This window comes from Novosphingobium sp. MD-1, from assembly GCF_001014975.1.
In the GTDB taxonomy this organism is placed as follows: Bacteria; Pseudomonadota; Alphaproteobacteria; order Sphingomonadales; family Sphingomonadaceae; genus Novosphingobium.
In genome coordinates, this window is the sequence record NZ_BBXA01000029.1 from 74,587 (window position 1) to 100,402 (window position 25,816).

The 25,816-nt window shown below is 66.5% G+C and carries 29 protein-coding genes and 1 tRNA gene; 2 read left to right on the top strand and 28 right to left on the bottom strand.

Annotation, left to right across the window (positions count from 1 at the left end):
- Positions 1–631: 631 nt before the first annotated feature.
- A tRNA-Leu gene (locus NMD1_RS11860) sits at positions 632–718 on the bottom strand.
- A gap of 204 nt (positions 719–922) precedes the next feature.
- On the opposite strand from NMD1_RS11860, the gene NMD1_RS11865 reads away from it, so the two are divergent.
- Positions 923–1,885 carry a complex I NDUFA9 subunit family protein gene (locus NMD1_RS11865; protein ID WP_125954916.1) on the top strand — a complete coding sequence of 321 codons (963 nt, stop codon included), beginning with the start codon at positions 923–925 and terminating at the stop codon, positions 1,883–1,885.
- A gap of 31 nt (positions 1,886–1,916) precedes the next feature.
- Here NMD1_RS11865 and NMD1_RS11870 read toward each other — a convergent pair whose 3' ends face one another.
- The 9 genes from NMD1_RS11870 to NMD1_RS11910 form a co-directional block, all read right to left on the bottom strand.
- The gene (locus NMD1_RS11870) at positions 1,917–2,588 is read right to left on the bottom strand and encodes a glutathione S-transferase family protein (RefSeq protein ID WP_124809280.1); all 672 of its coding nucleotides are present in this window, start codon (positions 2,586–2,588) and stop codon (positions 1,917–1,919) included.
- Between the two features lie 159 nt (positions 2,589–2,747).
- Positions 2,748–3,002, bottom strand: a complete 255-nt coding sequence (locus NMD1_RS11875) for a hypothetical protein (RefSeq protein ID WP_124809279.1) — start codon at positions 3,000–3,002, stop codon at positions 2,748–2,750.
- 16 nt (positions 3,003–3,018) lie between these two features.
- A complete protein-coding gene (locus NMD1_RS11880) occupies positions 3,019–3,462 on the bottom strand; it encodes a chemotaxis protein CheW (RefSeq protein WP_124809310.1) in 444 nt (147 codons plus the stop codon).
- Between the two features lie 22 nt (positions 3,463–3,484).
- The gene (locus tag NMD1_RS11885) at positions 3,485–3,856 is read right to left on the bottom strand and encodes a response regulator (RefSeq protein WP_125954917.1); all 372 of its coding nucleotides are present in this window, start codon (positions 3,854–3,856) and stop codon (positions 3,485–3,487) included.
- Between the two features lie 35 nt (positions 3,857–3,891).
- Complete coding sequence (locus tag NMD1_RS11890; protein ID WP_125954918.1) at positions 3,892–4,443, bottom strand: chemotaxis protein CheD; 552 nt, start codon at positions 4,441–4,443, stop codon at positions 3,892–3,894.
- A gap of 1 nt (position 4,444) precedes the next feature.
- Positions 4,445–5,491 carry a chemotaxis-specific protein-glutamate methyltransferase CheB gene (gene cheB / locus NMD1_RS11895; RefSeq protein ID WP_125954919.1) on the bottom strand — a complete coding sequence of 349 codons (1,047 nt, stop codon included), beginning with the start codon at positions 5,489–5,491 and terminating at the stop codon, positions 4,445–4,447.
- On the bottom strand, positions 5,488–6,360 hold the full coding sequence (locus NMD1_RS11900; RefSeq protein WP_125954920.1) for a protein-glutamate O-methyltransferase CheR: 873 nt from the start codon (positions 6,358–6,360) through the stop codon (positions 5,488–5,490). Before NMD1_RS11900 ends, cheB begins: the two co-directional genes overlap by 4 nt.
- Entirely contained in the window at positions 6,357–8,567 is a 2,211-nt protein-coding gene (locus NMD1_RS11905; RefSeq protein ID WP_125954921.1) for a chemotaxis protein CheA, read from the bottom strand. The genes NMD1_RS11900 and NMD1_RS11905 overlap by 4 nt, the downstream gene beginning before the upstream one ends.
- Positions 8,564–8,824, bottom strand: coding sequence for an STAS domain-containing protein (locus NMD1_RS11910; protein WP_125954922.1), 261 nt, complete (start codon positions 8,822–8,824; stop codon positions 8,564–8,566). The genes NMD1_RS11905 and NMD1_RS11910 overlap by 4 nt, the downstream gene beginning before the upstream one ends.
- A 227-nt stretch (positions 8,825–9,051) precedes the next feature.
- Here NMD1_RS11910 and NMD1_RS11915 point away from each other — a divergent pair, with 227 nt between their 5' ends.
- On the top strand, positions 9,052–10,080 hold the full coding sequence (locus NMD1_RS11915; RefSeq protein WP_125954923.1) for a chemotaxis protein CheB: 1,029 nt from the start codon (positions 9,052–9,054) through the stop codon (positions 10,078–10,080).
- Between the two features lie 205 nt (positions 10,081–10,285).
- Here the strand turns inward: NMD1_RS11915 and fliS are convergent, their stop codons facing one another.
- From fliS to NMD1_RS12005, 18 genes are read right to left on the bottom strand one after another with little or no spacing between them, the layout of a single operon-like run.
- On the bottom strand, positions 10,286–10,666 hold the full coding sequence (fliS, locus tag NMD1_RS11920; RefSeq protein WP_124809271.1) for a flagellar export chaperone FliS: 381 nt from the start codon (positions 10,664–10,666) through the stop codon (positions 10,286–10,288).
- Entirely contained in the window at positions 10,666–12,132 is a 1,467-nt protein-coding gene (gene fliD / locus NMD1_RS11925; RefSeq protein ID WP_125954924.1) for a flagellar filament capping protein FliD, read from the bottom strand. The genes fliS and fliD overlap by 1 nt, the downstream gene beginning before the upstream one ends.
- Before the next feature lie 45 nt (positions 12,133–12,177).
- Entirely contained in the window at positions 12,178–13,317 is a 1,140-nt protein-coding gene (locus tag NMD1_RS11930) for a flagellar biosynthesis protein FlhB (protein WP_125954925.1), read from the bottom strand.
- 10 nt (positions 13,318–13,327) lie between these two features.
- A complete protein-coding gene (fliR, locus tag NMD1_RS11935; RefSeq protein WP_124809268.1) occupies positions 13,328–14,110 on the bottom strand; it encodes a flagellar biosynthetic protein FliR in 783 nt (260 codons plus the stop codon).
- Positions 14,111–14,120: 10 nt separating this feature from the next.
- A complete protein-coding gene (locus tag NMD1_RS11940) occupies positions 14,121–14,393 on the bottom strand; it encodes a flagellar biosynthetic protein FliQ (protein WP_124809267.1) in 273 nt (90 codons plus the stop codon).
- 13 nt (positions 14,394–14,406) lie between these two features.
- Positions 14,407–15,279: a flagellar type III secretion system pore protein FliP gene (fliP, locus tag NMD1_RS11945; RefSeq protein WP_125954926.1), complete on the bottom strand. Its 873-nt coding sequence runs from the start codon at positions 15,277–15,279 to the stop codon at positions 14,407–14,409.
- Between the two features lie 28 nt (positions 15,280–15,307).
- Entirely contained in the window at positions 15,308–15,598 is a 291-nt protein-coding gene (locus tag NMD1_RS11950) for a flagellar biosynthetic protein FliO (protein ID WP_124809265.1), read from the bottom strand.
- Positions 15,598–15,885 (bottom strand): flagellar motor switch protein FliN, encoded by a 288-nt coding sequence (gene fliN, locus NMD1_RS11955; protein WP_124809264.1) that lies wholly within the window; start codon positions 15,883–15,885, stop codon positions 15,598–15,600. Before fliN ends, NMD1_RS11950 begins: the two co-directional genes overlap by 1 nt.
- 36 nt (positions 15,886–15,921) lie before the next feature.
- Positions 15,922–16,818, bottom strand: coding sequence for a FliM/FliN family flagellar motor switch protein (locus NMD1_RS11960; RefSeq protein WP_125954927.1), 897 nt, complete (start codon positions 16,816–16,818; stop codon positions 15,922–15,924).
- Positions 16,819–16,825: 7 nt separating this feature from the next.
- Entirely contained in the window at positions 16,826–17,419 is a 594-nt protein-coding gene (locus tag NMD1_RS11965; RefSeq protein WP_124809262.1) for a flagellar basal body-associated FliL family protein, read from the bottom strand.
- Positions 17,420–17,460: 41 nt separating this feature from the next.
- Complete coding sequence (locus NMD1_RS11970; protein WP_125954928.1) at positions 17,461–18,687, bottom strand: hypothetical protein; 1,227 nt, start codon at positions 18,685–18,687, stop codon at positions 17,461–17,463.
- Positions 18,688–18,716: 29 nt separating this feature from the next.
- Positions 18,717–19,148, bottom strand: a complete 432-nt coding sequence (locus NMD1_RS11975; RefSeq protein WP_124809260.1) for a hypothetical protein — start codon at positions 19,146–19,148, stop codon at positions 18,717–18,719.
- On the bottom strand, positions 19,138–20,445 hold the full coding sequence (locus tag NMD1_RS11980; protein ID WP_370449684.1) for a FliI/YscN family ATPase: 1,308 nt from the start codon (positions 20,443–20,445) through the stop codon (positions 19,138–19,140). Before NMD1_RS11980 ends, NMD1_RS11975 begins: the two co-directional genes overlap by 11 nt.
- A gap of 56 nt (positions 20,446–20,501) precedes the next feature.
- The gene (locus NMD1_RS11985; protein WP_125954929.1) at positions 20,502–21,143 is read right to left on the bottom strand and encodes a FliH/SctL family protein; all 642 of its coding nucleotides are present in this window, start codon (positions 21,141–21,143) and stop codon (positions 20,502–20,504) included.
- Positions 21,136–22,146: a flagellar motor switch protein FliG gene (gene fliG, locus NMD1_RS11990; RefSeq protein WP_124809258.1), complete on the bottom strand. Its 1,011-nt coding sequence runs from the start codon at positions 22,144–22,146 to the stop codon at positions 21,136–21,138. Before fliG ends, NMD1_RS11985 begins: the two co-directional genes overlap by 8 nt.
- Positions 22,143–23,882 (bottom strand): flagellar basal-body MS-ring/collar protein FliF, encoded by a 1,740-nt coding sequence (gene fliF / locus NMD1_RS11995; RefSeq protein ID WP_125954930.1) that lies wholly within the window; start codon positions 23,880–23,882, stop codon positions 22,143–22,145. The genes fliG and fliF overlap by 4 nt, the downstream gene beginning before the upstream one ends.
- A gap of 3 nt (positions 23,883–23,885) precedes the next feature.
- Complete coding sequence (gene fliE, locus NMD1_RS12000; RefSeq protein ID WP_124809256.1) at positions 23,886–24,263, bottom strand: flagellar hook-basal body complex protein FliE; 378 nt, start codon at positions 24,261–24,263, stop codon at positions 23,886–23,888.
- Positions 24,260–25,468 (bottom strand): sigma-54-dependent Fis family transcriptional regulator, encoded by a 1,209-nt coding sequence (locus NMD1_RS12005; RefSeq protein ID WP_223806612.1) that lies wholly within the window; start codon positions 25,466–25,468, stop codon positions 24,260–24,262. The genes fliE and NMD1_RS12005 overlap by 4 nt, the downstream gene beginning before the upstream one ends.
- Between the last annotated feature and the right edge of the window lie 348 nt (positions 25,469–25,816).

The following is a 25,816-nucleotide window of genomic DNA, read 5'->3' on the forward strand; positions in this document are numbered from 1 at the left end:
GTTGCGAGCGAGCAGTTCCTCATTGATGGCCCAGTTCAGAAAGCTGCGCCTGTTCGACATAATCGAGTTGGCGTTCGCCGCGCGGATGATCTTGATGCCGCCACCCAGCCGTGCTCGCTCCGCTGCCTCGCGGGGGCGACAGCTTCGGAAAGGCTTGGCGGGGTTGGCAGAAAGGAATCGAAGAACGTCCGGCAGGTCACGGCAATGCGTTCGCGAGACGAAAGCACAGGCGTCGCCTGGCCAATCACCGCGATGGTGAGCTCGCGGCTCGTTTCAGACGCCTCCCGCGTATTAGCAGACCAAGCGCGCGTCGGATCGTCGATGTAGCTGCAATACGCTTCGCCAGACATGAGGTCGTCACCAGACTGGATGCTCGCGGGTGGCGATGGAGCGATCTCAAGGAAGCGCGCGCCGGGATCGTCGTTCAGCGGTTGGAGGAGCGTTGCATCGACCGGGAGGCGCGTGCAGCAGGCGTTGAGCATCAACCGGAATATGCTGTGGCGATAGTAGAGCTTGTGCCCCCGTCGAAGCACGCCATGCGGCAAATCTCGAAGCCGTTTGCCGCAGCGAAGGCTCTCCGGGGACCGTCTTTCCGACGATCCCCGTGCATTATCAATGCTTTGAGAACAAGTGGTGCCCAGAAGAGGACTCGAACCTCCACGCCCTTTCGAGCGCCGCCACCTGAAGACGGTGCGTCTACCAATTCCGCCATCTGGGCACGGAGGCGATGGGCCAGAACGCTCATCGCCGGGTAGGAGCGCGCCGATACGGGATGGATTCGCGGGTGTCAACCGCGACGTGTCGAATGGTGCCGACTCTTTTTCTAGGCCATTGAATTTGGCCATTGCAGCGTGCAAAGGCTTTCGCACGCGCGGCGGGCAATCCGGTCCGCGCACGGCTATTTTCTGGCGGGTTGACGGATATGGGCAAGGGCAGGACGCGCGATCTTGAAGGCAGGCTGGTCACGTTGATCGGCGGCAGCGGCTTTTTCGGCACGCATCTGGCGCAGGAACTGCTGGCACGCGGCGCGCGCCTGCGGATCTGCAGCCGGCATCCGGAAAAGGCGTTTCATCTCAAGCCGCTGGGCAATCTTGGCCAGGTGCAGTTCCTGCGCGTGGATGTGAACAAGCCTGATGCGGTCGCCGCCGCCGTCTTTGGTGCGGACGCGGTCGTGAACCTGGTCGGGGCCTTCAAGGGCGATCTCGACGCGATTCAAGGCGAGGGCGCCGGGCGCATCGCCGCCGCGGCGGCGCAGGCCGGGGCGGGCGCGTTCGTGCATATCTCGGCGCTGGGCGCCGACGCCGGGTCGCCCGTGGCCTACGCGCGGACCAAGGCCGAAGGCGAGGCGGCGGTGCGCGCCGCGTTCCCCGGCGCGACGATCCTGCGCCCGTCGGTGCTGTTTGGCGACGATGACCAGTTCGTCACCATGTTCGGGCGGATCATCGCGGTGTTCCCGGTGGTGCCGGTATTCGGTCCGGATGCGCGGTTGCAGCCGCTGAGCGTGGACGACGCGGCCGAAGCGGTCGGCAACGCGTTGGCCCATCCTGAAGCCCATGCGGGCAAGGTCTATGAGCTGGCGGGTCCCGAAGTGATCACGATGGGCGATCTCAACCGCCGGATCGCCCGGGCGGAAGCGCGCGAGCGCACGTTCATCGATCTGCCCGATGGCGTGTCCGGCCTGATCGCGGCTTTCGGCTGGCTGCCCGGCGCACCGCTGACGCGGGACCAGTGGTTGCTGCTCAAGGCGGGTAGTGCCGCGACGGGAACGTTGCCGGGCATCCGCGACTTGGGCGTGCATCCGCGACCGCTGGCGCTGTTCCTGGAGCGGTGGATGGTTCGCTTCCGCAAGCAGGGCCGTTTCGGTTCCAAGCCCCGCGCGGCCTGATTCCTGCCAAGGCAGCGCGTGAACGCCGGGGTCAGGCGTTCACGTCGCCATAGTGCGAGGGCGGCTGGATCACGTCCATGCGTTCGGACAGGAGCGGGCGGAAGCTGGGCCGGCTCTTGAACACCGAATACCAGCCGCGCGCCTGTTCGTGCTGTGACCAGTCGATGCCGCCGAGGTAGTCCGCCACCGAAATCTGCGCGGCGGCGGCAAGGTCGGCGAGGCTCATCGTTGCGCCGGCCAGCCAGGGACGGTTGTCGATCAGGTAGTCGATATAGTCGAGATGGGCGTTGGCCAGCCGCATCGCTTCACGCAGCAGACGGCTGTCCGGCGGCTGGCGGTAGATCAGCCGCTTGCGCATCCGTTCTTCCATCAGCGGGTGCGTTACGTCGGCGAAGAAATTTTCGTCGAATAGCGCCACCAGCCGGCGTATTTCGGCGCGGTTGGCGGCGGTGCCGTTGATCATCGGCGTCTTGTCGACCGTTTCCTCGAAGTATTCGCAGATCGCCCGGCTGTCGACCAGCGTGATCTCGCGCTCCGGATTGTGCAGCACCGGCGTGCGGCCGGCGGGGTTCATGCGCGTGAATTCGTCGCGCTGTTCCCACGGATTTTCGCGCCACAGTTCATAGCCGACACCCTTTTCGCTAAGCAGCAGGCGAACCTTGCGGCTGAACGGGCAAAGGGGAAACTGATAGAGTTGCCACATGGGGACATTCCATGGCGCAGGGCCACGGGCGAAGTCCAGCCGCCATCGGCGGGGTTCCCCACAATTTCGCATCCGCCTGGGGGAAGGCAGACGGGCGGCAGACGGTCGGAGCGGGCGGACGCGTCGGCGCGCGCTGCCCGCTCCGGGCAGGTCGAGATGCTATCCGAACAGGCGCAATCTTTCCCGCAGCGCGTCGATGGCGATCTTCTCGATACTGGCGGCCGGGCAATCGGCCGTCAGCAGCGAGGCGAGCGAACGCTGTTTCTGGCCGATCATGTCGATCGCCTGCAGGGTGGTCATGTGGCGGACGACGATATCGGGATCGAGGCAGAGCGACGCGCCAAGCGCTTCGACTTCCTGCGACAGTTCCTCAAGGACGATGGCGATCTGCCGGTGGGTTGCCTCCTGGTTCATCGATATCCTCCATGCGTCAGGCGGCTTCGGCGAGCTGGGCTTCGTTGCTCAGCGCGGCGAGGTTGAGAACCATGACCATGCGTTCGTCGATGGCGGCAAGCCCTTCGAGGAACGGAATGACCGTGTCGTGGCCGGTGCTGGGCGGGGGCGGCTGCAACGCCTCTTCCGGCACGGTGACGATGTCGCTGACGGCATCCACGATCCATCCGCCGATCTGGGCATCCATCTGGGTGACGATGATCGCGTGGCGGGGGGTGGGTTCGGTCGGGTTCCAGCCCAGGCGGGCGGCAAGATCGACCACGGGCAGCACGGTGCCACGCAGGTTGACCACGCCCGCGACATAGGAAGGCACGCGGGGCAGGCGCGTGGTGGGTGACCAGGCGCGGATCTCGCGGATGGACATGATGTCCAGCCCGAAGACCTGGCCTTCGACTTCGAAAGTGATCAGTTCGCGGATCATCGGCTTGTCTCCCGTCCAGCCATCAGTGGGTGACACGGCGCACCGCCGCGACGAGCTTGGCGGGATCGAACGGCTTCACGATCCACCCGGTCGCGCCGGCGGCGCGGGCGCGCGCCTTCTTCTCGTCCGAACTTTCGGTGGTGAGCACCAGGATCGGGCGATCGCGGTGCCGTTCGCCTTCGCGCAGGCGCTCGATCAGGCCAAAGCCGTCCAGACGGGGCATGTTGATGTCGGTGATGACGACATCGACTTCGTTGCTTTCCAGCCAGTCGAGCGCGGCCATGCCGTCTTCGGCCTGCGCCACGTCGAAGCCGTTCGAGGCAAGGGCGTGGTTGAGCAGGGCACGCATGCTCGGGCTGTCGTCGACGGTCAGGATTCGGGTGGATTTGGTCATGTCGTGGTTCGCTTTCGAGTATGAAGGGTGTCCTGTCAGAACAGTTCGACGTCGCCCGACGCCTTTTGCGGGCGGGTGGTGGGTTGAACGGGCGGGGCAAGGCGTTCCTCCACCAAGCGGCAGCGGACCTGCCCCGATGCCGGCCGGAAATCGACGCGGCGCGCCTGCGTGCCGCCCAGGTCCTCGCGCATCAGCACGATGCCTTCGCGGGTCAGGAAACCGCGGGCGAACTCCGCATTGATCGAACCGATCTTCATCATCGTCCGGTTCACGTTCGCGCCGCCGTAAAGATGCGCCTTCAGCCGGTGCTTCCGCGCGCCCCGGGCCAGCATCTCGTTGACCAGCACTTCCATCAGATAGACGCCGTAGTGAACGTCGATCGCCGCGGACGGGTTCGAACTGGGCGGTTCCGCCAGCAGGAAGTGGTTCATGCCGCCCACGCGCACCTCCGGATCATAGAGGCAGGTGGACACGCAACTGCCCAGGACGGTGGTGAATTCCTCGTCCACGCTGTCGCTGGCGAAGGCCTGACCCTGCATGACCGTTCGCCGCTGCGGATGGGAAACAACAAGAGGTCGATGGTACATGTCAGGCGGCCTTGCTGAAGGTGTGCCGGGCGATCTGGTCGATCGGGGCGACGATGCTGGCGGCGCCCAGCGCGATGGCTGCCCGGGGCATCCCGAAGACCGCGCAGGTTGCTTCATCCTGCGCGATCGTCAGCGCGCCGGCGCGGGCCATGGACAGCAGACCCTTGGCGCCGTCGGCCCCCATGCCGGTCAGGAGGATGCCGATCGCGTCCTTGCCCACCACGTCCGCCGCCGACTGAAACAGGGCGTCCACGCTGGGCCGGTGGCCGGAGATGCGATCGCCCTCACGCAGTTTGGTGCGCAGGATTTGCGGGCCGCTGACCAGAAGGTGGCGGTCGTTGTCCGGCGGGAAATAGATGTGGCCCGGCCGGAGTGGAAGATCGGGCTGCGCCAGCACCACGTTCGCGGCGCAGGTTCCGTCCAGCGTGCGCGCCACCGCGGCGGTGAACCGCTCGTTGATGTGCTGGACCACCAGCGTGGGCGGGCAATCGGCCGGAAACTCCGAAAGCAACGTGTGCAGGGCTTCCACGCCCCCGGTGGACGAGCCGATGACGATGACCTTGGGCGGTCCCTTTCTGTTCGCCGGAGGCGGGGGAGGGGGCGCGGCGGTGATGGGCGCGGCCGGCGCGGCGTCGTTCGCGAAGCGCACTTTCGCGGCATCGCGCACCAGGCGCGCCAGCTTTCCGCCATCGTCGAGCGGCAGCGTGCCCGAAATCTGGCTCTTGGCGTAACACTCCACCGCACCCAGCGTGAGCGCGCGGGCGGTGGTTTCGTTGCCCTGCTGGGTCGCGCCCGAGACGATGATGACGGGCGTGGGGCGCAGCTTCATGATCTTCTCGAGGAAATCCAGGCCGTTCATGCCGGGCATTTCCACGTCGAGCGTGACCACGTCGGGGTCCAGCTCGCGGATCATCTGGCGGCCTTCGGCGGCGTTCGCGGCAGACGCGACCACCTCGATGTCGCCCTCCCTGGACAGGCGGGTGTGGAGGATAGCGCGCATGGTCGGAGAATCCTCGACGACGACCACGCGGATCGGGCGTTGGCTCATCGTCTGTCTCCCTTGCGATAGATCGTGGGCCCAACGCTGGTAAGGTGTTCCAGCGCCGGCCCGGTCACGCGCTCGCTGTGGCCGATGTAGAGATGCCCGCCTGGCGCCAGCTGCTGTGCGAAGCGGGCCACCAGCCGTTCCTTGGTGGGCGTGTCGAAATAGATCATGACGTTCCGGCAGAAGATGACATCGAACTCCCCGCGCATGGGCCAGGGGCCTTGCAGGTTGAGCGAGCGGAAACGGACGAGGGCCTGCATTTCCGGCGCGATCGTGGCATCTGCGCCGTCGATCCGGCACCAGGCTTCGCGCAGGCGTTCGGGCACCGGCTTCAGATCCTCCGCGCGGTAGCGGGCGGCACTGGCCTTGTGCAGCGCGTGGACCGCGATGTCGCTGGACAGCATCCGCACGTCGCGCTGGGCGATCGCCAGCCCGGCGTTCCGTTCGGGGCCGAGCAGGGTCATCAGCAGCGACCACGTTTCCTCGCCGCTGGAGCAGCCGGCGGACCAGATGCGCAGCTTCCCGCCGCGTTCCAGCCGCTTCACGAAGTCCGGCCGCAATTCCTGCGCAAAATGCTCGAAATGATGCGCTTCGCGATAGAAGAACGTGTGGTTCGTCGTGAGGGCGCAGATCGCGCGCGACCGTTCCTCGTTGTCCTCGCGGATGCGCATGACATAGGAGCCGAACGTGGCGCAGCCGGAATCCCGCACCAGGGGGGCCAGGCGCGAATAGACTAGCATGGCCTTGCCCGGCGGCAGGACGAGCCCGGCCTCGCGGTGCGCGATCTCGCTGATGGCGGTGAAATCGTCGTTGTCGTAGATGCCCGGGCTGATCCCGGGCATCGATGGCTCGAACGCGGCGGCGATGTTCATGCGGCCTCCTGCGCCTGCGTCGGCGTCTGCGCGGCGGAGGCGGACAGGCTGCGCGCAACCAGGCCGTCCACGTCGATGATCAGCGCCACGCGCCCGTCACCGAGGATCGTCGCTCCGGCCACGCCTTCGACGGACCGGTAATGCGTGTCGAGGCTCTTGATCACGACCTGCCGCTGATCGCGTATGGCATCGACCAGCAGCGCCGCGCGGCCCGCGCCTTCGGTTTCCACCACGATCAGCACGCCGTGGTCGGGCGCTTCGGTGGCGCCCACCGCGCCCACGGACGCGTGCAGCGGAATGATCGGGATGAACCGTCCGCGCACGTTGATCATCGCGCGCTGCGTGCCCAGGCCCTTCACCTGCTCGATGTCGGGACGCAGGCTTTCGACCACGTTGGCCAGCGGAATGACCAGCGTCTGGTCGCCCACGTTGACGACCATGCCATCGGAAATGGCCAGTGTCAGCGGCATCGTCAGGATGAACGCCGTGCCCTTGCCGGGTTCGGATTCGATGGTGATGCGGCCGCCCAGATCCTTCACGTTCTGGCGCACCACGTCCATGCCCACGCCACGGCCGGAGATGTTGGATATGGTCTGCGCGGTGGAAAAGCCGGGTGCGAAGATCAACTGGTCGATTTCTTCCTTCGACAGCTGGACATCGGCGGGCACGAGGCCCTTCTCGATCGCCTTGGCCAGCACGCGTTCCCGATCGATGCCGCGCCCGTCGTCCGCAATGCGGATCACGATGCGGCTGGAACGGTGTTCGGCGGAAAGCGTCAGCGTGCCTTCCGGGGATTTTCCGGCGGCCACCCGCTGGTCGGCTTCCTCGATGCCATGGTCCACCGCGTTGCGGATCAGGTGCGTGAGCGGTTCGCCCAGCCGCTCGATCACGGTCTTGTCCAGTTCCGTGCTTTCGCCCGACACGTCCAGCCGCACATGCTTGCCGGTGGACTGGGTCAGTTCGCGCAGGATGCGCGGGACACGGCTGAACACCGAACCGATCGGCTGTGCGCGGATGGACATCGCGCTTTCCTGAATGTCGCGCGTCAGGCTTTCGAGGATGGTCAGCTCCTCGGTCGCGGCCACGCCTTCGCTGACCAGGCGTTGTGCCATCATCGCCTGCGCGATCACCAGTTCCCCGACCGCGTCGATCAGGCGGTCCAGCTTGCCCAGTTCGATGCGGATCGTCTGGTTCGCCGCCGCAGCAGCAGCCGGCGCTGCCGGCGGCGCGGCGGAAGGCGCCTGGCGCGGTGGTTCCCGTACCGCCGCCGAAGCCGGGGCAGGGGCAGCGGGCGCGCCGTTGCCGGGCTTCGGCTCGGGCAACTGCACCGGCGGCATGGCAAGGCCCCGCCCGATCACGAGATCGCATTCGTCGCCGATGAAATCGAAAATGTCGCGAACGGCGGTTTCGTTAACGTCGCCCGGGAAGCTGAAATGCCAGCCGAGATAGCCGGTTTCCGGATCGATCTTGTCGAGCGGCGGGACTTCCGAGATATCGCACAGCTCGCAGCGGCCACCCAGTTCGATGGCTTCGCGCAGCATCAGCACCGGTTCGCTGCCGTTGCGCATCGCGCCGGCTTGAGGCCGGACGCGCATTTCCCAGCGCCCCTCGGCATCATCGTCCTCGCTGTCAGCCTCGGGCGACGATCCGCCCATGGCCCCGGCGAGATCGTCGAGCATAGCGTCGAGATCGATGTCGAGATCTGCATTGGGGGCGTCCTGCGCCTCCGGAGCGGGTTCGGGTGCCGGCTTCGCCTTGGCGCTCTTGGCCGGTTTGGCCTTAGGTTCGGGAGCCGGCGGTTCGGGAGCCGGAGCGGCCGCGCCGCCGGCGTTGGCGGCTTGCGCCGCTGTCAGCTCGGCCAGCAAGGCGGTGTCTTCCGGGGTCTCGCCGGCGCCCTGCGCGGCGGCGACATGATCGCTCAGCGTATCGAGCGCGCGCAGCAGCAACTCGATCAGCGGTTCGGTCAGCGGCACGGTGCCATCGCGCACATCCGAAAGCAGCGTCTCGAACGTGTGCGTGAACGCCTGGAGCGCGATGAAGCCGAAGGCGCCGGCGCCACCCTTGATCGAATGGACGCCGCGGAACACCGCGTTCACGGTATCCTCATCCTGCGTGCCCTGCTGGCAGGCGGCCAGCCCGGTTTCGGCGGCGGCCAGCGATTCCTCGCATTCCGCGAAGAAGATGGCCTGGATTTCCTCGCTGGTCATGCCGCGCCTCCATCGAACAGGTCGGCTTGCAGGCCCGCCAGGCGGGCGATGTCCTGCAGGACGGGCGAGGGGAGAATGGTTGCTCCGCCTTGCGAACGGCGCGCGCTGACCAGCAATTGCAACATGGCCTGCCCGATCTGCGTGCATTCGCGCGCGTCGATCTGCAGCGGGCCTGAACCAAGCGATGCGATCATCGCGGGCAGCACCGCTTCGGCGGCAGCCCGATCGCAGCGCGATGGCAGGGTTATGGTCGGCATCGTGACGGTTCCTTCGCGTGGCGTGCATCCGATCCCGGCGGGCTGGCGGCCCGGCCGTTTTCGCTGGGATGCTTCTTAACCATCGAGGCGCAAAGGCTGCCTTGAGGGGAACCTAGGTTGAGATACCTATCCCCGCGGATGCAATTTGCTTGGTGATAAAGCGTTAAGCCTGTTTGCCGTGAAGGGGTGCCGCCTGGGCACGCCTGCAGGCGAAGGTTTGCAAGCAAATGCACGAAGCAAGAGTTCTTGTCGTTGACGATTCAGCCGCGATGCGCGCGCTGTTTTCGGATATTCTGGACCAGGCGAAGAACGTCCGGGTCGTGGGCGCGGCGGCCAATGCCGCCGAGGCGCGCGACCAGATCGACGCGCTGCGCCCGAACGTGATCACGCTCGACGTCGAAATGCCGGGCATGAGCGGAATCGAGTTCCTTGAGGAGATCATGGAGTACAATCCGCTGCCCGTCGTCATGCTGTCGAGCCTGACGCAGGCGGGCACCGAAACCTCGCTCAAGGCGTTCGAGCTGGGCGCGGTGGAGTGCTTTCCCAAGCCGCTGCGCGCCACGCCGGAACAGTTCAACAAGTCGGTCGGCAAGCTGGGCAAGATCGTGCTGGCGGCCGCCAACAGCAACGTGCGCGATCGCAAGACCGTGCGGGACCAGAAGCAGGTCGATGCCCAGTTCGAATGGAACGGCCGCATCGTGGCGTGCAGCGCCTCGATGGGCGGGATCGACGCGCTGACGACGCTCCTTTCCGATTTTCCGTCCAATTGCCCGCCGACCATCGTCGCCCTCCAGGCGGAGCCGGCCCTCGTCGAAACGTTCATCAAACGGCTGAACACCGACCTGAAGTGCGCGGTGAAGGCGGCGAAGGACGGCGCGGCGCTCAGCCAGGGCACGATCCACATCGCCGCCGATCCCGAATGCCATGTCGTGGTGGAACCGGGTACGCCGCCGCGCATCCGCCTGATCGCGCGCGAACCGATCGAGGGCGCGCGACCTTCCGCCAATCTGCTCTACGGCTCGATCGCGCGTGGCGCGGTTCCCGCAGTGGGCGCGGTGCTGACCGGTATGGGCAGCGATGGCGCGAAGGGACTGAAGCTGTTGCGCGAAGCCGGCTGCGATACCTTCGCGCAGGACCGCAAGACCGCGCTGGTAGCCGAAGCGCCGACGGCCGCCATCGAACTCGATGCCGCTTCGCGCGAGGTGGCGCTGGATGAACTCGCGGCCGCCATGATCGGCTGTTGCAATATTGGTTGAGGCCGGCAGCGGGCGGTGTTGACCCGATGCCGGCACGGCGATCGATCCGGACCGTGCGTCCCATAGCCTTCGGGGACAAGGGGCGGGGCCGGTGCGGGGGATCGTGACCGGCGGACAGATGTGTCCGCGACCGGTCCGGATCGATCAATCCGTCCGCAATCCATGATGAGAGCCTGATCGCAAGCGCGACGAACGGCGGCGGCGTTCAGCCGCGCGCCGCTTGCAGCATGGCCTGACGGATCTCGAGGAAGTCCGCGCGAATGGTGGTCAACCGTTCCGCGTCGAAGTTCACCGCGGAATCAAGCACCGAGCGGCGTGCAGCCTGGTAGAGCTGGATGAGCGCGGGGCCGGTAGGGTTGGCGGTATCCACCCCCATTTCCAGCGCCAGCAGCGAGGAAACGGCGCGCGTGAGCGCCGCGCTTTTCGCGGCATTGTCGCCGCGCCCCGCCGCATAGATCGCGCGCGATAGCGAGCCGGTGAACTGTTCCAGGCACAGGTCCACCAGTTGTCGCGGATCGGCGCCGAACACGCGGGCGTCAAAATCGACCCGGCGATAGGCCTCGCTGGGATCCCGGAGATACCGCATCAGCCACTGGAGCTCTTGGAGTTCCAGGCGGAGATCTGCGCCTGCAGGAAGGACAGCGTCGATTTCGACGCGCTAAGCCGCGTGTCGAGCGAGGCGAAGCGGCTGACCATCTGCTGGCGCAGCGTTTCCTGTTGGGCGGCAAGATCGCTCTTGTCGCTCGCGGCCTTGGTCTGCGCCGCCGTCAGGCGGTTGACGGTCCCGGTCAGCGAACTGGGGTCCACTGCCGAGGTGAGGTTGCGCGAGATCTTGTCGAACGAGGCGTAGACGCCATACAGGCCGTTGGTGAACATGGCCGCGGATTCGGAAGGGTAGTTCGCCAGCGTGGCGGACAGGCGGTTCGAATCCAGCGTGAACGTGCCGTCGCGCTGGATCACCAGCCCGAGATCGGACAGCGTCTTGGGCGCGCCGGCGGCGGCGTTGGGCATGATCACCGTGCTGCCAAGCGTCGTCAGCGTGTTCTGCAGCGATCGCGCGCCGGGATCGTTGTTCAACGCACCCGAGTTGGGATCCGTGTCGTTCTTCAGTTCGCCCGCGACCGAGTTCAGCGCGTCGACGAGATCGGACATGGCCGTCGAAATGGCGCTGGTGGGGTCGGAAAAGCCGATGGTCGTGGGCGAGCCGGCATTGGTGCCGGTCAGCTTGAGCGTCAGGCCCGGCGCGGCGTCGGTGATGGTGTTGGACGTGCTCGTGCGCTGCACGCCGTCCAGCTTGAACACCGCGTCGGTCGCGGTGGTGGTCAAGCGCGAAAGATCGCCGGAAGGGGACCAGGCGAGATTCGACAGGCCCGGATCGGAGGCGTTTTCAGATGCTTCCAGGACGAAGCCGTTGGCCGCGCCATCCTTGCCCTTGAGCACGAGCTGCGCGCCGTTGGAGCCGTTCGCGACATAGGCGGTGACGCCTGCGCTCGAAGCGTTGATCGCCGTTGCTACATCCGACAGCGTGGCGCCGGTCGGCACGGTGATGTTCACGGCGCTGTGGCTCGTATCCTCGGTGAAGGAGGAGCCGGACACGGTGCCGAACTTCAGCGTCAGCGTGCCCGAACCTACGGTCGAGGTCGACGCGGCATAGACCGGCGAGCTGAGCGTCTGGCTCTTGGCGACCGAAGTCACTTCCAGCGAATAGGTGCCGCTGCCCGAAAGGGTTCCCTTGGTGACGGAGGCCACGCTCGCATTGGTGATGGTCGGCGTCACGGCAAGGTCGCCCGTGCGCACGCGCGTGCCGAGCGAGGTGGCCAGCGAGGAGATCATGCTTTTCAGCGTGGACGCGGCCGAGATCTGCGTCGTCAGCTTGTCGTACTTGGTGCTGAGCTGGTCGATCCGGCTCGCGTACTGGGCCGACGAAAGCTGCTCAGCCAGCGACGCCATGTTGATGCCGCTGCCACCGCCGAGGGCCGACAGCAATGTCGACGTGACCGACGAGGATGATGTCGACGAGGTCGTGCTCGAAGTGGATGAGGTCGTAGCCATGACGAAAAGAACGGTCCCTGGGCCGGTGAGTTAAGGGGTGACGGATCAATGCATTGTCTGGCGTTCCGGGCGGCCGTCCGCATCGAAGCGCACCTCGATCGGCACCTCCACTTGCGGGGTGGGCGGGGTTTCGCCACGCTTCAGCGAGAGGACGAACGCCAGAACCGAAGCGACCGCGACGTAAAGCTCCTCGCGGATCACCTGGTTTTCGCGCGTGGTGAAGTACACGGCACGGGCGAGCGCGGGGTATTCCAGCGTCGGCACGTTCAGTTCCGCGGCCAGTTCGCGCATCGCGAGCGCCTTTTCGCCACGGCCCTTGGCCAGCACGATCGGGGCGGAGGCCTTGCCCGGGTCGTAGGCCAGCGCGACCGAGAAGTGGGTCGGGTTGGTGATCACGAACTGAGCCTCGCGCATCGCCTTCTGCACGCCGCCCATGGCAAGCTGGCGCTGCTTGTTGCGGATCGCGCCCTTCTTTTCGGGTGAACCTTCGGCTTCCTTGCTTTCGTCACGCATGTCCTGGTGGCTCATGCGCAGCCGCATGAAGCGGCGTGCCCACTGGACCGGGAAGTCGATCATCGCGATCACGACCAGTCCCCCGGCGAGCATGAACAGCAGCGAGAGCAGCGAATCCCAGGCATAGGCAAGCTGCATCCGCACTTCGCCTCCGCCCAGGCCAACCAGCCCGGAAATCCGCCCGCGCATCCACAAGTAGGCGATGCTGCCGAGCAGAACGAGCTTGGCCAGGCCCTTGCCCAGCTCGATCCAGCCCTGCAGGCCGAGCATCCGCTTCAGGCCCGAAAGCGGGTTGATCCGCGATGCCTTGGGGGCAAGGTTGCTGCCCACCCAGCGCCCGTCGCTGAGGCCGATCTGCGATCCGAGCGAGGCTGCCATGATCAGGCCGCCCAGGACCAGCACCGGCGGCAGCAGCGCGACGATGGCCGGCACGATCATCTGATCGGGCGAGAAATCTTCCAGCGTGCCGCGATCCCAGCTGAAGCCGGCGCGGGCGGTGGCGCCCAGTTCGGTCAGCACCCAGGGGCCGGCGAACTTCAGCCAGGCGGCGCCCACGAGCACGGCGATCGCCGTAGTGACTTCGCGGGAGCGCAATACGTCGCCGCGTTTGGCGGCGTCCCGTTTGCGCTTCTCACTTGGGGCGAATGTCTTTTCGCCATTTTCCTCGGCCACCGCGGCGCTCCTACTTGGCGATCATGGCGCCGGCCTGCGTGACGGCGGCGGCGGAAAGGTCTTCCAGCCGGTCGGTCAGCAGCGGCATCGCGGCGATCAGGGCGACCAGCCCGGCCAGGATGCCGGCCGGCAAGCCCAGCGAGAACAGGTTGAGGCTGGGGGCAGAGCGGCTGATCACGCCGGTCATCACCTGCACCAGCAGCAGCAGCAGCGTGACCGGCAGGGCGATCGAAAGCGCGGTGGCGAACATCACCGAACCGAAGCCCATGATGATTTCGAACCGGCCGGGCGCGAACCAGGCGCTGCCGGGCGGGAATGCGCGGTAGCTTTCCACGATCAGCGCGATCCAGTTGAGATGCGCGCCAAGGCCCAGGAACAGCACGGTCAGCACCACAGCGAAATACTGGCCGAGCGCGGGCGAATGCGCGCCGCTGGAAGGGTCGGCGGCGGTGGCGATGCTCATGCCCATGCTGGCGCCGATCACTTCGGCGGCGATCGTGGGCGCGGCGAAGGAAAGCTGGAGCACGAAGCCGAGCGACAGGCCGATCATGATCTCGTTGAGCGTGGCCATCAGCCCGGCCAGCGACAGCAGGGCGGGGGGCGGGGCGACGGGCGACCAGGCGCAGATCATGATGGCCAGCGACGCCGAAAGCACGACGCGCAGCTGATAGGGGACGGCCATCGCGCCGAACAGCGGAGCGGCGAGCATGGCTGCGCCGATCCGTGTCATCACGAACAGCATCCGCCAGAACTCGTGTTCCAGTCCGCCGAAGCCGAAGTTGAGCTGGATCATCGGGTGGCGCTCAGTTCCCGGTGGCCGCGATCTGGGCGAAGATGTCCTTCATGAAATCGCCGATCAGGCCCATCATCGCGCCGCCCAGCAGCACGAGAACCAGGGCGATGATCGCCAGCTTGGGCACGAAGGTCAGCGTCTGTTCGTTCACCGAGGTCGCCGCCTGGATGACGCCGACGACAAGACCGACGGCCAGCGAGGCGAGCAGGACCGGGGCGGCGACCAGCGCGGTCACCCACAGCATCCGGTCGGCAAGGGCAAGGAGGGCGGAAGTATCGTCCATGGCGCGTCTTCTCCTAGCCGAAGCTTGCCGCAAGGCTGCCCATCAACAGTGCCCACCCGTCCACAAGAACGAACAGCAACAGCTTGAATGGCAAGGATATCACCGTGGGCGACATCATCATCATGCCCAGGCTCATCAGCACCGACGAAACCACCAGGTCGATCACCAGGAAGGGCAGGAACAGCATGAAGCCGATCTGGAAGGCGGTCTTCAACTCGCTGGTCACGAAGGCCGGCAGCAGGATCGAGAAGGGCACGTCGGCGGCGTTGGTGAACTTGGGCGCGTGGGCCATGTCGGCGAACATCGACAGATCGTGCTCACGCGTCTGCCGGATCATGAAGGCGTGGAATTCCTTGCCGCTCGCGCTGATCGCCTGCTCGGCGTTGATCGTGCCGGCGGCATAGGGCTGGATCGCGTTGGCGTTCACTTTGTCCAGCGTCGGCGCCATGACGAACAGCGACAGGAACAGCGAAAGGCCGATCAGCACCTGGTTCGGCGGCGACTGCTGAAGCCCCAGCGCCTGCCGCAGGATCGCCAGCACCACGAGAATGCGGGTGAAGCTGGTCATCATCAGAACCAGCGAAGGCAGGATCGTGAGCAGCCCCATGATGAGCAGGAGCTGCAGCGACAGCGAAAGGCTGCCACCCTGCTGGTTGCCGGCCATCTGACCGAAGGCGCGGTCGAGCGCGCCCGAAACGGCCGAAGGCGACGGGGTCGCGGCGGCCGGAGCCGAAGCGGGCGCGGCCTGCGCGGCGATGGTGGAAGCAGGGGCGGCGGAAGCGGGCGCCACGGCTTGCGCATGGGCGGCCGGCACGCTGCCGAAAATCAGGGAAATGGCCAGGAACGCGCTGAACAGGGCGGATGCCATGGGGCCTAAGATACGCATGCGAAGAAGATCCTGCGGGTAGGCGGCGTCAGGCCGTGGTGTCGATCAGCGGCTCGTGCGAGGCGCTGCGCGCCGGCGCTTCCGCCAGGGCAACAAGCCCGTTCTTCGAGGCCGAGACGAGGATTTCGCGACCGTGGAATTCCAGCACGGCAAGCCGCAGGGTGGGCGAGAGCATCTGCGTTTCGATGATCTTCACCGAACGCGTGCCCTGTCCCTGCCCGAACTTGCCTTCCATCCGCTTGGCGAACTTCAGGCTGGCCCAGGCCAGGCCGCCGATCAGCGGCAGCAGGATCAGCAGCTTGAGAATATACCAGAACATCAGGCGGCCTCGCCCTTTCCGGTGAAGGCGACAGGCGTTGCGTCGCCTGCCAGCTCGACGATGCGAAGGCCGAAGCGATCGCCCTGCGCCACGACTTCGCCGCGCGCGATGAGCTTGCCGTTGACCATGACGTCGAGCAGTTCGTCGGTCTGGCGGTCAAGCATGATGACGCTTTCCTCGCTCAGGCCGAGAACGTCCTTCAACTTCATTTCGGTGCGACCGAGTTCCACGGTCAGGCGGACGTCCACGTCCTTCAGAAGATCAAAGCTGCGGGGAATAAAGCTCATGGGGTGCCTCGTTCGAATGCGTGTGGTCTGGCAAAATCAGGAAGGATTGGTGATCTGGATGGCGACCCGGTCATCGACCGAGCCAAGCGTTCCGTGCGCGATCGTTCGTTTGCCGACACGGACCGGAATGTTGCGGGCGATCGGCAAGGACAGGATTTGTCCCACTTCCAGCGATGATATCGTGGAAAGCGGCAGTGCCACATCGACCAGCAGCGCGCTGACCGGCAGCGGCATGTCCGCGAACGGTTGCGACAACGGATCGGCCGGGCCAACGCGGGTGCGCGCGATCGGCGGCTTCTCGCCATGCCCGAACAGGTGCGCCAGCGTGGTCAGCGGGAAAGCGATCCGCATGGTCCACGGTGCAAGGCCTTCCTCCGTCACGGACACGGTCAGCACGGCCAGTTGCGTCCCCGCCGGGAAGGGGTGGAGCTGACGCAGGCTGCTGTCGCGGCGGATCGGCTGGACGGCGTCCGCCGAATTCGATCCCAGCGCGGCGGCCAGCCCGATGCCGATCTGGCGTTCCAGCCGGTCGATCATCAGTTCCGCCGACAGGGGGAATTCGCGGGGAAGCACCTCCGGCACCTGGCCGCGGCCGCCAAACGCGCGGTCCACCAGGCTGAGCACCGCTTCCGCCTCGATCGTGCAGAGCAGCGGAGCAGCCTGGGAACCGGCTGCCATCAGGCTGTTCGCCGCCAGCGATTCAACCGTGGTGACGAATTCCTTGAAGTTGCAGCTCGTCGGTTCGGCAACCGCCACCTGCGGTCCCTCGTTGCCCAGCAGCGGTGCAAGCGCGACGCGGAGCGAGCGGGCGAACCGTTCCGTGGCGCGGGAAAGCGCCGGGATCAGTTCCGCCGGTCCGGGGCCGGGGCGCAGCAACGCTTCGCTGTGCTGGGCCAGCGGGCGTTCGGCAATAAAGGCGCGTTCTGGCTTCATGGTTGCCTTACTGGACGATGAAAGTCTTGAAATAGACCGCGTCGACTCCGCCGAAACCTTCGGCCGAAGTCAGCACCTTGTTGATCGTGGCGGTCAGCCGCTTCTGCAGGCGATCCTTGCCTTCGGCAGTGTGGATGTCTGCTTCGGGCGTGTCGGCCAGATCGGCGAGGATCGCGGATCGGAGCGCCAGTTCATGCTTCTTGAGCCACAGCATCACGCGATAGTCGCGGCGCGTGGAAGCAGCGATGCTGGTCTGCACAAGCGCGTCGGAATCCCTGAGGTTCGACGTGAAATCCTCGGCGAAGCTGAAGTAAAGCGTGCGGTATTCGCTGCCGCCGTCACCCTCGGCGCCTTCGGCCGCCGCGCCCTCACCTTCGCCTTCCTTGGCCACGGGCGCGAAGGGATCCTTGGCGCCCTTGCGGATCAGCTTGGGCGTGTTGTCTTCCTTCTTGGCTTCGTGCGAGCCGCCGATGATCCCGGCCGCGACAAGACCGTAAGCCCCGCCACCGCCGACGGCGATCAGGCCAACGGCCATGCCGATCTTCATCATCATGCCACCGCCCTTCTTCGGCTTGGCTTCCTTGTCCTTCTTATCGCTCATGCGAGGTCCTTCGATCGGTATTCGTGGAATGGTGGGGCGCGTCAGGCGTAGATGCCGTCAGCGTTGGGATCGGTTGTGGTTTCCTGACCGCCGACGCGCGGCGCGGCGGTCCGGGGAAGCGTATCGGCGATCGGCGCGCGACCCTGGCGGCCCTGCGCGTTCGCGCCGTCGGCCGAGGTCTGCGTCTGGCCGCCGGCGTGGCGCTGCTGCGCTTCCGATCGCGGCGCGTTGGCGTCGGCGTTGGTGGAGCCGGCGTCTGCGCGGCTGGCGGCGGCCACGGCAGGGGCAAAGGCCGGGTCGGTGCTGCTCATCGCAACGGAGAGGCCATTGTGTTCCTGGCGGAACTGCAGCGAAACCTTGCCGAATTCGGCGTGGGCGAGCGAGACGCCGACCGTGCCAATGCCGGCTTCTTCCTTCGCGCGGGCGATCGTTTCCACCAGCGTGGCGAAGTTGACGGGCTGTGCCGCCGAAGCGCCGTTGGCTGGCGCGGCGCCCTGGGGCTGCGCGGCGTTGACCGGCGCGCTCTGAACGGCGGCAAGCGAGTAGCCGTCGGTCGGCAGGGCATCGCTCTCTACCTTGGTGGCGGAGACGGCGGCGGCAAGCGTGGCGGACTGTGCCTTGTGGGAGGTTTCGGAAGGCGCCATCGCCTGCGCCAGCATGTCCGCCGTCTGCGGCGCTGCGGCGTGGGCTGCGGCCTGAGCCTTGTCGCCGGTGGTCGCCGCCGGTGCCGCGCCTTGCGGTTCGAGCGTGAGCTTGGCGGTCGCGACGTCTTCGGGAATGCCCAGGGCACCGGCGATCTGCGCGCCAGCGGCCTTGGCCGTTTGCGCGATGGCGACGGGCAGGGCGGGAGCGGTTGCGGCCGCGCTTCCGTCAGCGGTGGCTTCGGAAGCGCCAGCGGCGTTTCCGTTCGCCTGCGTTTGCCGCAGAAGGCTGGCGATCAGCGAGGGATCGATGCTTGCCGCTGCCTTGGCCTCGGCATCCTTGCGATCCTCGTCCTTTTCGGATGCGTCATCGTCATCGTTGCCGGATGCCTTGCCGGCAACCGGCAAGGTTTTGCCGCTTGCCGGCAAATCGTCTGCCGGCTTTGCCGTATCGCGTGCGGTGGACGCGGCACGATCATCGTTCGCATTGCGAGCGGCGGACGCCCGGCGTTGATCCAGAACGGCCTGAAATGCCGGACTGCCTGCATTCTCGTCGATCGCGGACAGTGCGGCATCGCTGCCTGCACGCGCGGCCGTCGCAGAATTGAAGGCGGCAATTTCGAACATCGCGGACTCCCTGGTGGTTCCGCGATCTTCTATTCAAGGTTCGTGCCAAATGCCTTTTTTGCCGTCAATGCCACGGTGTTGGCCGCCGTTTTGCGGGCAATGAGCTGGGATTGGGCCTCGACCCTGTCCTCCACCGCCGCCCGCCTGCGTTCGGCTTCAGCGGCTTCGCGCGCCTTGGCATCGGCGATGGCGCGCGCCCGTTCCATGTCGGCGCGGGTTCCATTGGTAACCTCGTCCAGCCCGCGCACGAACTGGTGCAGGTGCTGGAGCGCGGCCGCGTCCTGGGCATCGCTGCGCGCGGCATAGTCGAGCGACATGCGCGCGGTGCGTTCGGCCAGCCCCTGCAACTGGGCAAGGGTGCCCTCCGCGAGCCCGGCTTCGACCAGCGCATTCCGTCGCGCGATGTCGCGGATGCGTTCCAGGCGTTGCAGGCGCGCAAGTTTGGCGCGTTCAGCCTTCATGGTCCAGCAGCTTGGTCAACGCGGCGACGCTCGCATCGAGCGGGACGATTTCGGGCGCGGGCTGGCACAGGAACTGCGTCAGCTCGTCATGCATGGCGATGGCGCGATCCAGTTGCGGGTCCGCGCCCGATCGATAGGCTCCCATCAGCACAAGATCGCGATTGGCTTCGTAACTGGCGATCAGCGCTCGGAAATCGCGCGCCAGCTTCTGGTGCTGCGGCGCGGTGATGTCGTTCATCACGCGGCTGAGCGAGGCGGCGATGTCGATCGCCGGATATTGCCCGCGCTGCGCGAGATCGCGCGAGAGCACGACGTGACCATCGAGAATCGAGCGGGCGGTATCGACCACCGGATCGTCCTGGTTGTCGCCGTCCGCCAGCACCGTGTAGAGTCCGGTGATCGAACCGCCACTGGCGGCAGAGTTGCCGGCGCGTTCGACCAGCTTGGTGATCGTCGCCAGCGCGGACGGCGGATAGCCGCGCGCCGCGCCGGGTTCACCCAGCAGCAGCGCGATCTCGCGCCCGGCATGGGCCACGCGAGTCAGGCTGTCCATGATGAGCAGGACGCGCTTGCCCTGCGCGCGGAAGTATTCGGCCAGGCTGGTGGCGAGCAACGCCCCGCGAATGCGCAGGTTCGGCGCGTGATCCGCCGGAACGGCCACCACGACGCTGCGCGACCGCTTTTCGCCATTCATGTGGCGTTCGACGAAATCGGATACTTCGCGCGCGCGCTCGCCGATCAGGCCGACGATGACGATTTCCGCTTCGGCCCCGTGCGCGACCATGTCGAGCAGGACCGATTTGCCGACGCCGGAACCGGCCATGATGCCGATGCGCTGGCCGACGCCGAACGTGGTGATGGCATTGAGCGCCCGAACGCCGGTATCGAAGGTCTGGCGGACCGGGCTGCGATCCAGCGCGCCGGCGCGGACGCCGCCCGAAGGCCATTCCTTCTGCGCAACGATCGGGGCGCCGCCATCGATCGGCTTGCCTTCGCCATCGACCGCGCGTCCCAGGAAGGCTTCACCCACCGGCAACATGCCGGGGCGGCCTTCGGGCCGCACGCGCGCGCCGGGGCGCAGCAGCACGGGATCGCCGAGCAGCATCATCAGGGTATTGCCGTTGCGAAAGCCGATGACCTCGGCCGCCAGCGAACCGCGTCCGTGCATGATCCGGCACTGCGTGCCGATCGGCACGGATAGTCCGGTCACTTCCAGCATGCCGCCATCACAGGCGGTCAGCAGGCCATAGCGCGCAGGCGCCAGGTCCGGATCCGCCGCGGCGAAGCGGTGGAGCATCGCCAGGGCGGGGTTCATGCGGGAAGGAGGGATGGCGTCCGGCGCGAGCGCGGGATTCAACATGCGCGAAGCGCCTCCTGCAATGCGATGCGCCACTGTTCCGGCCCATCCTCGACGCCGCCTTGCGCGCCTTCCACGCGGATGGAGCCGCGTTCGAGGGCGGGATCGGGTTCGAAGTGCCAGTCTTCGGGCAGGTTATGGGCAACCAGCGCGAGATCCTCGGGATGCAGCCTGATCACGCGCGCGTCCTGCGCGCGCGCGAGCATTCCGGCGGCGATCCGGACCCGTTCGGTCAGCCGATCGGGCGCGATGGCGGCTTCGTCCAGCACGGACTGGCACAAGGCCAGAACCGTTTCGCGCAGCCGTTCATGCAGCAACGCAAGCTGATCGCCATCCATCCGCGTCATCGCCATTTCGATCCGGTGGCGCGTTGCGTCGGCGATCGCGGCTTCGGCTTCGGCGGCGCTGCGTCCCTCGGCGTGGCCCTTGGCATAGCCATCCGCGAAAGCGCGGGTGACCGGATTTTCCGGTTCCGGTTCGGGGACGTGTTCGACAATGGGGGCAGGCGGCGTGTGGGCGCGACGCGCCAGCGGCGATACTTCCATGCGGCCGCCACCAACGAAGCGCTTGTCCGGGGCAAAGCCTACGCGCCGTTCCGTCAATGCGGAAAGCGCAACCGCGCGGGTCGGTTCAGACATAATCGTCGTCGCTCGCGCCGAACACGATCACGCCTTCGGCAGCCAGCCGGCGCGCGGCCGTGACCATGGCCTTCTGCGCCTCGATCACTTCGGCCATCTTCATGCGGCCCCGCTCGTTGATCTCGTCGCGCACGCCATCGGCGGCGCGCGAGGACATGGCGTCGAAGAACACCTCGCGTTGCGTGTCCGGAATGCCCTTCAGCGCGGCGATCAGCGTGTCGCTGTCCACTTCGCGCAGCAGGGAGCCCATCGACTTGCTGTCGAGCACGAACAGGTGCTCGAACTTGAACATCTCGTTCTCGATCTGCTTGGCGAGCTGCTTGTCGATCTTGTTGATCTCGGGCATCACCCGCTTTTCGACCGCGCGCGCGGCGGCGTTGATGATGTCGGCCGCTTCGCGCGGCCCGCCCATCGTCATCACCGACTGGCCATGGCATTCGCCGATCCGGCGATTCAGCATCTGTTCGAGCATCGCGATGGCATCCGGCGAAACCGGCCCCAGCGTGGCGATGCGGTGCACGACCTGCGGCTGGATGTTGTCCGGCAGCGCGTGCAGCACGGCGGCGGCCACTTCCGGATCAAGCTGCACCAGCAGCACCGCGATCGCCTGCGGATGTTCGTCGCGGATCAGCGGGGTCAGCACCTGGGGCGTCAGCCAGCGCGCAAGTTCCAGCGGCGAGGTGCGCGGCAGGTCGGCCGGCGTGATGCGCTGCATCAGGCTTTCCGCCTTGATCTCGCCCACGGCGCGGGTCATCAGCGAACGGACCTGGCCGATGCGGTCGTGCGCGGTCAGGCCAAGGCGTTCGGTGCGTTCGACGAAGCCGGTGATCGCCTGCGCGATCGCCATCGGGCCGATCTCGCCCAGCGCGCACATCTTCTCGCCCAGCGTCCGCAGCTCTTCGGGTTCCAGCTGGCCAAGGATTTCCGCGGCCTGCTCGTCCTCAAGCAGCATGACCATCACCGCGGCGCGTTCGGCGCCGCTGATGGGAGACAGGTCGCTCATACCGCTTCCTCCGTATTTTCCTTCAGCATCTGGCGCAGGGCGGCAACGGCGCTGTCAGGCTTTTCCTTCACCAGCCGCTGGGCGATGCCAACCTGGCGGCTCAGCAGTTCGGTATCGACGACGCCCGTGGAGGCGTCCTGCGCCGGGCGCAGATCGGCCTTGGCGACCAGCGGCTTGGGGGCGGAAACGGCGCCTTCGCCATCCTCCGCTGCCTCTTCATCGTCGTTTTCAGCCTTGCTGCGCTTCGATGCGGCCGGATCGCGCTTCAGCGCCTTGATCAGCGGGCGCACGCCCAGCAGCAGCACCAGCAGCACCGCGAGCAGGGCAACGGCATTGCGCAGGATCGTGGCGAACCACGGCGTCTCGTAGAACTTGGGCGCTTCGACAACCGCCGGCTTGAAGCTGCGGATGGCTACGGCGACCTGGTCGCCCCGCGTCGGGTCCGCGCCCACGGCGGCGCTGACGAGCTGCTTGATCTGTTCGATATCGGCGGGCTTGGCCTTGGCCATCGCCTCCTGGCTCACGGCCACGGCAACCGACAGGCGCTTGATCTTGCCCGGCGCCACGTTGGACACGGCCACTTCGCGGCCCAGTTCGTAGGTGCGCGTGGACGAGCTTTCGCCATTGGATGGCGGTGTGGCGGGTGTTCCGGGCGTGCCCGGAGTTCCCGGCGCCTGGCCGTTGGCGGCCTGCGCCCCCTGAGCCGGCGTGCCTTGCGGCGCACCCGGCTGGGCGGTGGTCGCCGGCGGCGGCGTGTTCGACAGTACGCCCGGTACCCCGATCGCGCCGGCCGCTCCGGCCGACTGGGAAGCGGACTGCGATTCCGTGCGGACCGCGCCCTGCTTGTCATAGCTTTCGCGGGCCGAGGTCACCTGATCCATGTCGAGATCGACCTGGATCTCGCTCGAAAAGTTGCCATCGCCCAGCATCGGGGTCAGCAACTGGGAAACCTGCTGGCGGAGCTTGTCCTCCATGCGGCCCTGGATTTCGATGCGGTCGCTATCACCCGCCTTGGCGGCGGACAGCAGGCGGCCGTGCTGGTCGATCACCTTGACGGAATCGACCGACAGGCCGGGCACCGACCCCGCCATCAGATTGACGATCGCGGAAACCTGGCTGTCGGAAAGCTGGCGGCCACGGGCAAGCTTGACCATGACCGATGCCGAAGGCGCCACGTTGTCGCGCACGAACACCGACTTTTCCGGTTCGGCAAGATGGACCCGCACGGCTTCCACGCCGTCGATTTCCATCATCGTCAGTTCCAGCTCGCGCTCGCGCGCGGCCTGAAGGCGCTGGCCTTCCAGCGTCCGGCTGGCGCCCATCGGCAGCTTGTCGATCATCTGCTGCCCGGTTTCGGGCGCGGCGATCGCCCCGTCCGAGGCAGCGACCATGCGGGCCTTGTAAAGATCGCTTTCCGGCACGGTGATCGCGCCGGTCGAATTGTCGATCGTGTAGGGGATCGACGCCTTGTCGAGCGCGGCGACGACCTGGGCGCGTTCGTTGTCGGAAAGCTGCGAATAGAGCATCCGCTGCGGGGCAGGGGCCATGGTCATCCACAGCACGCCGGCAAGCCCGGCTGCCGACATGCCGGCAAACCAGGGCAGGGCGCGTCGAACCGACGTCTGGCCCATGAAGGCGCGTAGCCGCGCCGAAGCGCCGCCGAGCGCGGGATCGGTCAGCGGCGTCAGCACAGAAGGAGTACTGCCGCCAGCGACAGCGGGAACAAGGTCACTCATTTATCAGACCCCCATCCGCATGATGTCCTGGTACGCGGACAGCAGGCGGTTGCGAACTTGGAGCGTGGCTTCGAAGGCGACGCCGGCTTCCTGCCGGGCGAGCATGACCTTCGCGACATCGGTCACTTCGCCACGTTCGTAGGCTTCGCTGACCGCTTCCGCCTTGTTCTGCGTGGCGCTGACGCTGTCGAGCGCGGACTTGAGTGCTTCGGTGAAACCGCCGGCCGGACCACTGCTCTGGGTCTCGGCCGCGCCCGACGCGGCTGCATCGGGCTTGTGGATCTGCTGAAGCAGGTTGGAACGATCAATGATCTGCTGACGCAGCGCGATGATCTGCTGCACCCCGGCGGCACTTCCGCCGATTCCGTTGATACCACTCATCGACGACCTCCAGCGACTGCGATGCCGGCTTCACGGAAGCTGGCAAGGCGATAGCGTAGCGTGCGTTCCGAAATGCCGAGCTGGCGTGCCGCGGCCACGCGGCTGCCGCCGCAGGCCTCGAGCGTGGCCAGGATTGCCCGCGCTTCGGAAATCTGAACGATGTTGGAAAGCTTGGCTCCGGACGCGCCCATGTCGTCCGCGACGATTTCGGCGGGCGCGGCCGGTACTGCCGGGTTGATCGGCGTCACCGTGCCCGGCATCGGTGCGGCCTGCGCGCCGTTGCGATCAGTGACCAGGCGGGCAGGGCGATCGAACACGATGTGCTGCGGCAGGATTTCCGGCGCATCGCCTGCAAGAAGCAGCGCGCGGCGCACCACGTTTTCCAGTTCGCGGACGTTGCCCGGCCAGGTGTGCTGGGCCAGCAGCGTGATCGCGGCATCGGAAATCCACGGCGTGTTCATTCCGCGCGGAACGTGGCGCAGCATCATCGCGAAGGCGAGCGGCGCGATATCTTCCGGGCGCTCGCACAGCGCGCCCAGCGAGAGCGGGAAAACGTTGAGGCGGTAGTAAAGGTCCGCGCGGAAGCGGCCTTCCTCGACCTCCAGCGGCAGATCCCGGTTGGCGCAGGCGATCACGCGCACGTCAACCTTGACCGGCTGCGTCGCACCCAGCGGCAGGACTTCGCCTTCCTGCAGGGCGCGCAGCAGCTTTGCCTGGAGCGAAATCGGCATCTCCGCGATTTCGTCGAGCAGCAGCGTGCCACCGTCGGCGGCGCGGAAGAAACCTTCGCTGGCCGCGTTGGCGCCGGTGAAGGCGCCCTTCTGGTGACCGAACAGCAGCGCTTCCAGCATCGTTTCCGGCATCGCGGCGCAGTTGATGGCGATGAACGGCTTGTCGGCGCGGCGCGAACGATCGTGGATGAAGCGGCTCAACACTTCCTTGCCGGTTCCGGTCGGGCCGTTGATGAGCACGGGAATGTCGCTCGCGGCGATGCGTTCGGCCAGGGCGAGGACGGAGAGGCTTTCTGGATCGGCGGCTACGGGCGTGCCGGCGGGGGCGGCACAGGCAAGCAGCGCGGCGAGCGCGCCTTCCGAAGCTCCATCGACATAGCGCAGCGTGAACTGGCGGCCTCCCGGCGCGCGGATCAGTTCGTTGTGCGGTGCGCGTTCAAGGGCGATCGCGATCTTTCTGGGATCATGCTGCACGCATTCTTCCGATGCGTACACATACGTACCAGCGCTGCTGCCGAAGCTCCCGACAATAGCATCCGCCCGCTGAACCAGTGGCGCGTTAACGCTTCCGGCTTGTTCAGAGACGTTCAATCCGTCCGTATGTTGATCCATGTTAATGGCCCCCGTCTTAACCATATCTGGTGACGGTTTGCCTCTAAATCCTAAATGAACCATTAACCTCAGTGTTCGTACTTAGGCGTTGAGCGTAGTTTTTTGCACGCCGCGCATTTTTTCCCCTTAAAAACCCGATCCCCATGCCGGTCTTTGCCTCGACAGCCGCGTTATCCCCGTGACTCGGCGGTCCTCTCGGGAACGATCCTC